Below are 10,000 nucleotides of genomic sequence, written 5' to 3'. Positions count from 1 at the left end.
GATTCGCGGTTGCTGACTTCAAAGCCAGGCACTAGTACACGTTTGATACTGCTGCCAATCAGTTTCTGAATACGCTCTAAAGTTTGCTCTTCTTCGCGACTGACGAATGAAATAGCCTCCCCTTCTGCACCAGCACGACCTGTACGGCCTATACGGTGGACATAATCTTCTGGCAGATAAGGTAAGTTGAAGTTAACCACATAATCCAACCCTTGAATATCCAAACCACGGGCCGCCACTTCTGTTGCAATCAGCACTTGTAACTTGGCCGATTTGAAATCAGCGATAGCACGACGTCGTGCGCCCTGGCTTTTATCGCCATGGCAAACTGCAGCGTCGATTTTTCTCATTTGCAAACCAGCCAATAAGCGGTCAGCCTGCTCTTTGGTACTGGTAAACACCAGCACCTGAAACCAGTTTTTTTCAGCCAGCAGTCGTTCAAACAATTCGATTTTACGGCTTTCTTCGACAGGGTACACCACGTGGTGCACTGTATCTGCCGTGCTGTTTGTTTTAGCAACGCGGATTTGCTGGTGATTTTTCAATATTTTATGCGACAGTTCATTTACAGCAGGTGATGTGGTCGCAGAGAACAACATGGTTTGTCTTGTGGTCGCTGTCATTTGCATCAGCTTCATCACATCTGTGACAAAGCCCATATCCAGCATACGGTCGGCTTCATCCAGTACCACAAATTCAACGTCACTTAAAATCACGTTGCCAAGCGCCATATGCTCAATCAAGCGGCCCGGAGTACTGATGACTATGTCCACACCAGCCTTTAATTTACTGGCCTGACCGCCCATTTTCACGCCGCCGTACAAAGCAGTGACGCTGATAGGCACATACTTAGCGTATGCCAAAATGGACTCCGCTATTTGCTCTGCCAATTCGCGGGTGGGCGTCAGGATCAAAGCGCGGGGACGCTGAGCGACTGTAGCTTTTGGCTTGTCCAGCATACGTTGTAAGACCGGAATAGCAAAAGCTGCAGTTTTACCTGTGCCTGTTTGCGCTGTAACTTGTAAGTCTTTACCACGACGAGCCGGCACTATGGCCTGCTCTTGCACCGGAGTCATAGTACTGTAGCCGCAGTCCACTAAGGCGCGTTGTAAATCCGGAGCTAAATCTAAAGATGAAAATTGCATAAGAGTTCCTCTGTAGAGTAGCTACAGTAAAAAATGAGGGCAGAATATACAGTATTTTAGCGGTCGAAGAGACAATTCTTTGTCATTGAGTGAATTTTACGCAGTTTTTCTGTATTTTTAGGCTGAAAAAGCCGGCCACGCCTTGAATAAAACAGCTCACCCGACCGGGTGAGCGTCAGGACTTTTATGCTTCGTCAGTATCAACATCAATGTCACGAGGTTTATGCTTACAGGCTCGGGCCAGGATTTCTACGTAGAAGCTGGTCAGTTCCTGTGCAACCGCAGCATCTATGTGCTTATTGATCTCAGAGGTAAAGACTTTCTCGGCCACTTCTTCTGAAGCGCCGAAGCGGCAATCAAAAGTCCAGTAATCCATACCAGCAGGCAGGCTCTTGCGGCGCTCTCTGTTCAGATATTTTTTAATATCGTACTTAATGGAATCCACCCAACGAGCCGGTTGCAACTTAGGGTGAGTTAGAGCAATTGTCTTTTTCATCAAAAAATTCCTACAAATAGGCGCTGGTAAAAGCTTATAGCCGCGCATTCTACATGGATGAGCGTAAGATGACTGCCACTATCTGCAATTTACCTTCAAAAACCAGGCCTGAAGCTAAAACTCAGGCCAAACAGCAGTGTCATTACTTCCAGTATTCGATGATTTTTGTCACTTTGCCGGCGCGAAACTCAAACACAGCCAGATGATTTTGCGTAACGCCGTTGTAGATTTCCTGCCGCTGCACTGCAACAGCATTATAACCAGGCATCAGGTTAATGATGCGGTAACGGGCTTCGGTTTGATCATATTTCCCCATCGACATCAGACGAAGCGTATTGGCGTAGAGCTGTTCTTTGCTGTAGCTGCCGCCATAGGCCTCATGAATATAGACAAAATCATCGCTGTAAAGCGCAAAAAGTCTATCTACATCCGCTTTGACAGAACCTTTTAACATCACCTTATTCTGTGCCTGAGTAACCTGCTCTACTTTGGCTTTTAGCTGCTCTGCACTGAAGACAACTGGCTCAGCTGCTGCAACACAACCCGTAGCCAAAGCCAATACAAGCGCCAGACTTAGTTTATTCATAGACTCCCTCCTGTTCAGATCACAAGGCATTGACTACAACCTGTTAGAGCTACACTCAAACCGAATTTTGACCAGTGGTGAGGACTTCGGGATAAGCGGCTGCTTATGCACTACCGACTAAATTCTGATACATCAGATTTAACAGTCCGGCCATTTGCCGCTGTTGCTCTGTGGTCAAACCATGGAGCATTTTATTGGCGATCTGACGCTTTTTAGCTTTTAGGCCGGCAGCTATCTGCTGGCCTTGCTCAGATAAAACCAATAACTGACGTCTGGCATCCAACGGGTCGGTGTGGCGCTGTACTAAAGCAGCTTGTTGTAAGTCATTTAACAATCGTGTCATTTGCGCTTTATCCCGCCTGAGCAATTCGGCCAGTTGCTGCGCTGTAGTGCCTGATTGACTGGCAATCACAAGCAACAAACGACCATGCATGGCGGTTAATCCGGGTAATTCAGGCCCTAACTGCAAAAAGAACTGCCCTCTGAGCTCTGCTGTCAGCTGTTGTAGTTGATCCAGCAGATCCTGCGTTTGTTCCATGCCACCTTCTCCAGTCAAAATTAGTTGACTTTATCCACCATAAACCCAATAATTAAGTTGATTATATCAACCAATTTTCAATTAAACAAAACGACGAGGTTTTTATGTCAGATGTACATAGTTGTCCCACTTGCCATGCAAAAGCACGACAAGTCAGAGATAGCGCATCGGGAGAGTTAAGGCTCAAAGCCATACAAGACGACGAGGCTGCAGCCAAAATTGCTCAGTTAAAGTTGTTATTGCAAAAAGAGAAAAATCGTAACGAGGAGTTAAACGCTAAACTGGCCTTATTGAGCTAAGGCCATAAAAGGGCGTTATTTCATTGTCACGACATCATAAGCCTGTAACTGCGGCACCCTTTGCTGCAACTGGCTTTCGATTTGATCCAACTCAGTCAAACGCTGACAAAATAACACCGACTTTTGCTCCAGTTCGTCGGCTTTTAAATCCAGACCTTTGTTAATTTTTGCCAGCAGTTCGTCGGCTGGTTGCCAGTTCTGACTTTCAGTACGTTCAAAGTCATCTTCACTTTGACGTAACGCCTCACGCAGTGCATCCCAAACTGCGCCTACAGTATATTTCGCCAGGTCTTTTAGCTGAGTTTTCAGTTCGCCATGTAAGAATGCGTCGAGTTCGTTCAGGCTTTGTGGTGCCAGATAAAAATGATCACCACTGCGGACAAAACGCGAGGTCAGTTGATAGGTGGTTTCCCGGATCAAGGCTTGCCATTCTTCTTGTTGTGCCGTACTGCCAATACCCACCAACATATTTTCAATAGCGGTCAAACCCAGCTCAACACTGTCAACTGCAATGCTGACTAATTCCGGCACAAACTTCCGCAAGCCCTGCGCATACTGACGCACCAGTTCCTGTTCGGCCGGATTTAAGGTGATCCACTCACCACGGATAAATAAATCTTTATCCTGATTAATCTGAAAGACGGTCCTGTTACTGTTCTGGATGCGAATTTGTTCAGGAGAAATCAAAATACCGTGGCGAAAAGCCATATTGCATTCGGTCGAAAAACCAGACCAACTGCAAAACATCAAGAACAGGATCAGAATAAAACGCAAGGTATCCACTCTCATTCGGGGTGATCAGCAAAGTAACTGAGGCTAGCTTAGGTGAAAAACTCCAGCAAATCATCTGGAAGTAACGCACTGCTGTGGCCTTTCATCGAAAACCACAACAGCCCGGAAAGTTTACCATGCCGCTAATATCAACAACACCTTGCTGGCTCACTCATCACTGAAGCGTACTAACCTGACATACAATCTGATAATTTTTTCTTTGGTGTTATTTTTACCACTGTACATTGCTATGGCCCATGCTCTGTCTGCCTGATTAACTACAGTAGTTCCTGTCCACATATTTTCGCTGTTGCTGGCCGGAAAAGCTGTCAGATTGATCGCCGGGTCGACACAACTGCGCTCAACCAACGTCAAAACTTCTTTAGCATTAGGTAAACGCCAGGTGCTGTAACCCGCCAAAGTGCTGCGCTTAGATTCGAGTAAAGCTTCAGACCAATCCAATTGCTGTGCTGTGCCAGTGCAACTGCTACTGGAACTGTCCCAGCTCTGCCCTACCAGGCATCTTGACCACATCAGCTTAGTGGTTTTATCCAGCACTGTACCATCCGCATTTAATTGAAAATTTGCTAAAGGTTTAGTGACAGTTATGTCACTGTAACAAACCTGAGCAGCCTGTGCTGGCAATACCACCATCAACATCAATAGAAAGTACTTAGACATAAAATTCCCTTATGGCGAGCGCACCAAACGCACATAACCTAACTGATTTTGTTGTTTTGGCAAGGTATTGTCATTGCCATTGCGGATATCAAAAACCCAGGCAGATATGCCACCGCCGCCTTCTGCACTGCTTTGGCTGGTCCAGTAGAACAGATTATTTTGCACAGCAAAATCTGGCTCAAAACGGAAAAAGGCCGGGTCAAGCAAATGGTTTTGTCCAACTCTGCCAAAGTCAGCAATAGACATCAGCTCTTCGATGGTTGGTAAACGCCAGTTGGCGCCACCACAATAAGCGGTTTCATTCACTTCTTCGACATAAGCTTTTAAGCCACAGTTCTCAGTGCTTGGACAGGTAGTCCCTGCTGCTGCAGGAATACCTGGCTCGTCGCCATTGCCAGCATCTGTATTTACAAAACTATATCTGTTGTTCGCCGCCCTCAATGTACTGGCTGGTGGTGCTACGATCACTGGCTCCTTGAGTTCCCAAATCAGCCCAGTCACATTATCACGCACACAGGCAAAATCATTGGCCGTATCTGCCAGTTCATCACCAAACTGATCCAGTTTAGTAAAATCAAAGGCTTTTTCGCCTTTGCCGATTTTGCGTAAATATTGCACTACGCTATCGCGGCCACCGTCAGCATCCTGACGCGGATAGAGAGCGTCATTACAGGGAATGATGCCGGAAATATCGTAGCAGTTCACAACTCCGGTATCCGGCAAATCCCCCAACACCGCATTGCTGACGGTTACCAGCATAGTATCAGTGGCTGTCTGATTGTTACTGTCCGTCACTGTCAGTTGTAATTCAAGCTGGCTGGTTCCGGAAATATCAGGCGCGATAAAGGATGCCTGACAGGAGGTCGGATTGACTAAAACCAAAGCCTGCCCTTTTAATTGACTCCAGCGACAGCTGTAACTTCCGGTCACTGTTCTGGTTCCTCTGCCATCTAAACGCACTTCAGCAAACTCACGTACCTGTTGGTCGGCACCAGCATCGGCAATAATTTGCTGGGTGCTGGCACGGATCGGCACTTTAATGCTGCCTTGTCCTGTGGCGGCTTCATCATCTGTAATAGCTAGAGTAAGCTCAACATCGGTCTGGCTTGCCACTAAAGGGGCTACAAAGCTGACATTTGCTGTACTAGCACCACTTAATGTCACGGCCGGCCCCGAGGTTTGAGTCCAGGCGTAGCTGGCGATACGGCCATCGGCGTCCAAATCATAAGAGGCAGCAGCAGAGACAGATACAGTTAAGCCCTGAGCCACAGGCAATATCGACGGCTGAGTAATTTGTAATACAGCAACAGGTGCCTGATTTTTTGCCAGGATCTTCACTTGAACTTCATCAGTTAAATTCTGTCCGGCAGGCGTAGTGTACGTGACCTGAAAAACTAAAATGGTCTCGGCTTTCACCAGTGGCGCCACTAAATTCACTGAAGCTGTAGTTGCAGGAATACCGTTAATAGCTGTGCCTGACAACTGACGCCATGCAAAAGTGCCACCAGCCGGGTCGCCAAGTGCAGTCAGGGTAAAACTGTCCGTTTCATTAACGCTCTGGTCCACTCCAGCGTTAACACTTGCCGCCGAAGCTGCTGGATCAGAATCTGTGCCCCCACCACCGCAGCCGAGCAAACTCAGACTAAGCAAAAGTAAAATTAACCATCGTTGCGTTCGGATCATTGTCTTTATTCCACTACTGCTGTTGTGACGCTGCCGATCAGCATCAGTGACAACAACTATTTGACGTCAGAAATAACTTGGGAGAGATGAAGCAAAACGCGGGCCAGTTTTGCTATTCAGTGGACTGCGGCCTAAGTGAAGAGTGGCGTGCCGCTACAATGGCTCAACCACTACCCCCTGCTCTGATAACCGGATGCGGGAAGCACCATACTCTTTTTTGGTTTTCAGGATTTCATTACCGAAGCTGGTTTCAACTCCAGCAAAAAGTTGCTGTGTCACTTCAACACAAACAGACAATAATAACTGCCTTCTTTGTTCTTCAAGATGTTTGATGTCGGCAATAAAAGCAGAAGCAATACTGCGGTGTTCTTCGAATTCTTCCACCATTGCACTCATTTGTTCTTGCACTGCTGGCGACTTTTCCATCTGTTTAAGTTGTTCAACATGCTGCTTTACCAATTCCATTTCAGCCTTTAAGCCAACTAAACTGGTACGTAGCACATTTTGCTTTTCAATCAGTGGGTCCATTTGTTTGTTCAGCACAATTTGCAGCAAACTGCCCGAAGGAGCGCCAAGATTGCCACAACGTAATCCATTGCCGAGGTAATAACGCCCACCAACTATCTTGCCATTGGCCTTTTCTTCGGTACCCGCTATCACGGAGTCGGCTTCCACCTGGCAATGCAGTAACTGTTTTGACACCGTCAGACGGCCTGCGCATTTAATGCTGGCGTATTGAGCTAAAGTGCATTGCACATTGCCTTTAGCCCGCACTACAGTGCTTAGCTCAGTGTCTTCTCCAACTTCGCCGACCTGATGGCCAATAATAGCGCCACCTATAGTAATATCACCGCCAGATTCAATCAGGTCCCCTTCAAAAAGACCTTTAACAAAAACATTACCACCGGCTACGACCTTCATTGCTTCAGCCACATCGCCGTTTATAACTACCGCACCTTTAAAAATAATATGGCCTGAACCTGCATCCACTTTGTTGATCACAAAAACTTCATCAACAGCAACACAAGCGTCTAACAAACGCGGCATTCCGTCCCGGCTGGCCACTAACAGATCCGGATTCTCCGCTGACACTGCAGAGCCCTCTGCAGCCCCCCAAGGCAGCTGTTGGCCATCCAGCGCAGATAAACGAGTACCTGTGACCGTCATGCCTTCTTTGCCTTTTGTTGGTGGATGGCGCCGCATCAGAGCTTCACCTGCTTTTACTGAAGCTATGGCACCAAAATCACGCAAGTCAACCTTGCCTTCAGAACGGGCTACGGGTTGCTTACTGCGGTTGGACATATCACGAATTAACAGTTCAAAAACTGAATCACGACCTGGAGTAGGAAGTTTACCTTGGGCTATATCTGCTTTGGTTTTACTACCAGGTTCTGCGCGGCTGGCTTGAGCCACTAAATGTAAGATCTGTTCTTTTTGAAAGCCAAATACGATGCCAGCTTCTTGTCCTGCTTTAACAGCATCGTTGGCTGAGATTGGGTTACCACCGTAGGCTGCAGTGATTTCTGCCGTAGCAATCATAGCGTCGCTGCTAATTTCAATACTGAGCACAGCATGTTTCCGCTCTGCTACTTTGTATTTCAGTACATGACCCTCAGCCTGCAGCTGTTGTTTGATTTTTTGCTGGACTTGCTGGTATTCCACTACCAAATTTTTGATTTGATCCTGTAGCAATAAACAACGGCCGTAACCGGCCTGTTGTAGCTGCTCTTTTACTAATTCAGCCGTCAAATTTGTCTGAGTAACAGGCATGTGGATAAAGACTAAATCGTCTTTAAGGTTAAACTGACACGCTAAAACATTCACTGTCACAAGCAATTACCACTTTTATAGCACCGCTACCAGGACAAATTCTTCAGGTGAAAACTACAAATTCACCCGGAATCAGGAGTTCGTACCTATAAAACTATCAAATATAGTTCTCTTGATGGATACGGATAAATAAATCTGTACCCACTTTACTGTAGTCCACTTTATATTCTTTATTGTTCAACGCCTGCACAAATAACAGAGTTTTGTTTTCGCTAAATACATCCGAACTGGCAATATCCACTAATTCCAAATAGCGTGCTTTTGCATCTGCTTTGCTTGAAGGCACTTCTTCAGTAAATATTTTCACACCATGACGTGTAGCCACGATGACTGGATCCCCAGTATCATTCACAATGACTAAATCAACTTTTTTTTGTTTGTGGATCAAAGTGTTACGTCCACTGACCAAAAATGCTTTTTCGTAATTATTCATAACTGAAATACCGTTTTTTAATTATGCTTTGTTGCGCCATTATGATACAGACGCACATCAAGTGTCTAGGTGACTGTATTGTCTAAACATTGTAACCGGATTTGATTCACTTTGCGGCAAAAATCAGCAGGTTCAGAACCTATAGCATTCAGGGGAATAAATAGATCAAAACCAGTTAGTTGCCTCAATAATTGCATGCGATGGGCAAACATTGCAATAGCCCCCTTATAACTGCGCGTTACGCCTTTATATTCGCTTAATTCAACCATCAATTCAGTAGGACAAGTTCCTGAAGGACAATTGCTGCTCAAAGCGGCAATCAACAGATGACGTTGCTCCATCATTAAATGAACGGCAAGCCGCGGTTGTAGTTGGTTTAAGAAGTCTTCGTAGTTGCGCAGTTTGACGCCTATATAAGCCAGAGGATGTCCGGCCAATTCCGGCACTGAGATGAATGAAAGGCCCTGCCAGGACACAAACCAGCTGCCTTTGTGATGCACATAACTAAAACCTCGCTGGTCCAATTCCACAACATACAAAGGCTCGGTTAATTTGCCATATCCGGCCACTAGTCCAAGCAAGCAGCAAACCAGCAAAAGCACCCAGGCCGAATTATGAAACAAATCGGGCCATAACAGGAACAATAACAGCCACAGCAACAAAGCCCCGCTGCTGCACAATAAGGTTTTCACTCCCCCTTTGGCCGTCGCTGCTCTGTACTGTAGTTTATCCATCAGTCCATATACCAAAAATAAAACACAGCCATTACTACGAGCCAAACCAGATAAAAGCGCACATTCTGGCAAAACTCACACTTTTGTTCCGACATTTACTCCCCCGATACGACCAACACCTGAGTCATTGCGATAACCAGTACCCTGCTTTAACTATTATTCCCTACAATAAAGCCCACTATTTTAAGAGTACCAGAGTGGAGTTACCGTGGCGCAAAAAAATTCGAATCTGATATGGGTATTATTAGCTGGCATTTCTGCATTTGTTGTTTACCTTTTCCTGCAAAATCAGTCACCTGAAGTGGAAAAAAAAGCAGAAGCTGCAGCTACTTTAGTGACCACTCAAATGGTCAGCCCTTCAGCTTTAGTGCGTCAGGTCAGCAGCCTTGGTACTGCTCTTGCGAATGAATCAGTACAAATTGTTAGCAATGCCAGTGATTATTTAATTGAACTACATATTAACGAAGGCAAACGCATTGAAAAGGGTCAACTTATAGCCCAACTCAATGATGTGGAAGAGCGTGCCCGTGTTGCGGAGCTTTCAGCGCTTCTGGTGGATCAAAAACGTCAACTGGAAAGGCTAAAAAACCTGGCTAAAACTCAAGCCACAGCACAGTCTTTGTTGGATGAACAGCAAACCAAAGTCAATACCACGCAAGCTCAGTTGGACGCGGTCAAAGCGCGTCTGAACGAAATGACCATCAGAGCCCCTTTTAGTGGGGTATTAGGTTTACGACAGGTCAGTGAAGGCGCCTATTTAACCGCAGGCACAGTGCTGACCACACTGGACGATTTAAACAAAAT

Annotated in this window: 12 protein-coding genes; 2 read left to right on the top strand and 10 right to left on the bottom strand. The window is 46.1% G+C overall.

Annotated elements, in window-relative coordinates:
- The 4 genes from LDL40_RS02120 to LDL40_RS02105 form a co-directional block, all read right to left on the bottom strand.
- The coding region (locus tag LDL40_RS02120; protein ID WP_300993304.1) for a DEAD/DEAH box helicase at window positions 1-1,145 on the bottom strand (1,145 nt) is incomplete at its 3' end.
- Window positions 1,146-1,329: 184 nt separating this feature from the next.
- Entirely contained in the window at window positions 1,330-1,641 is a 312-nt protein-coding gene (locus LDL40_RS02115; RefSeq protein ID WP_300993302.1) for a DUF6172 family protein, read from the bottom strand.
- A gap of 142 nt (window positions 1,642-1,783) precedes the next feature.
- Window positions 1,784-2,227, bottom strand: coding sequence for a hypothetical protein (locus LDL40_RS02110; protein ID WP_300993299.1), 444 nt, complete (start codon window positions 2,225-2,227; stop codon window positions 1,784-1,786).
- 103 nt (window positions 2,228-2,330) lie between these two features.
- Window positions 2,331-2,765 carry a MarR family transcriptional regulator gene (locus LDL40_RS02105; protein ID WP_300993296.1) on the bottom strand — a complete coding sequence of 145 codons (435 nt, stop codon included), beginning with the start codon at window positions 2,763-2,765 and terminating at the stop codon, window positions 2,331-2,333.
- 104 nt (window positions 2,766-2,869) lie between these two features.
- Between LDL40_RS02105 and LDL40_RS02100 the strand changes: the two genes are divergently transcribed.
- Window positions 2,870-3,064 (top strand): hypothetical protein, encoded by a 195-nt coding sequence (locus LDL40_RS02100; protein ID WP_300993293.1) that lies wholly within the window; start codon window positions 2,870-2,872, stop codon window positions 3,062-3,064.
- Between the two features lie 15 nt (window positions 3,065-3,079).
- Here LDL40_RS02100 and LDL40_RS02095 read toward each other — a convergent pair whose 3' ends face one another.
- The 6 genes from LDL40_RS02095 to LDL40_RS02070 form a co-directional block, all read right to left on the bottom strand.
- A complete protein-coding gene (locus LDL40_RS02095; protein ID WP_300993290.1) occupies window positions 3,080-3,853 on the bottom strand; it encodes a DUF2884 family protein in 774 nt (257 codons plus the stop codon).
- A 150-nt stretch (window positions 3,854-4,003) separates the two neighbouring features.
- Complete coding sequence (locus LDL40_RS02090; protein ID WP_300993287.1) at window positions 4,004-4,516, bottom strand: DUF1566 domain-containing protein; 513 nt, start codon at window positions 4,514-4,516, stop codon at window positions 4,004-4,006.
- Between the two features lie 9 nt (window positions 4,517-4,525).
- Window positions 4,526-6,199 (bottom strand): DUF1566 domain-containing protein, encoded by a 1,674-nt coding sequence (locus tag LDL40_RS02085; protein WP_300993284.1) that lies wholly within the window; start codon window positions 6,197-6,199, stop codon window positions 4,526-4,528.
- A gap of 153 nt (window positions 6,200-6,352) precedes the next feature.
- Window positions 6,353-8,029: a DUF342 domain-containing protein gene (locus LDL40_RS02080; RefSeq protein WP_300993281.1), complete on the bottom strand. Its 1,677-nt coding sequence runs from the start codon at window positions 8,027-8,029 to the stop codon at window positions 6,353-6,355.
- Between the two features lie 97 nt (window positions 8,030-8,126).
- On the bottom strand, window positions 8,127-8,462 hold the full coding sequence (locus tag LDL40_RS02075) for a hypothetical protein (RefSeq protein WP_053423581.1): 336 nt from the start codon (window positions 8,460-8,462) through the stop codon (window positions 8,127-8,129).
- A gap of 65 nt (window positions 8,463-8,527) precedes the next feature.
- A complete protein-coding gene (locus tag LDL40_RS02070; protein ID WP_300993277.1) occupies window positions 8,528-9,196 on the bottom strand; it encodes a DUF2982 domain-containing protein in 669 nt (222 codons plus the stop codon).
- Window positions 9,197-9,404: 208 nt separating this feature from the next.
- Here LDL40_RS02070 and LDL40_RS02065 point away from each other — a divergent pair.
- Window positions 9,405-10,000 (top strand): efflux RND transporter periplasmic adaptor subunit (locus LDL40_RS02065; RefSeq protein ID WP_300993275.1); only part of this gene is annotated, 596 nt, incomplete at its 3' end.

It is taken from the genome of Rheinheimera sp. (assembly GCF_020217005.1).
Taxonomy (GTDB): Bacteria; Pseudomonadota; Gammaproteobacteria; order Enterobacterales; family Alteromonadaceae; genus Pararheinheimera.
This window is presented reverse-complemented; position numbering and strand designations above follow the sequence as displayed.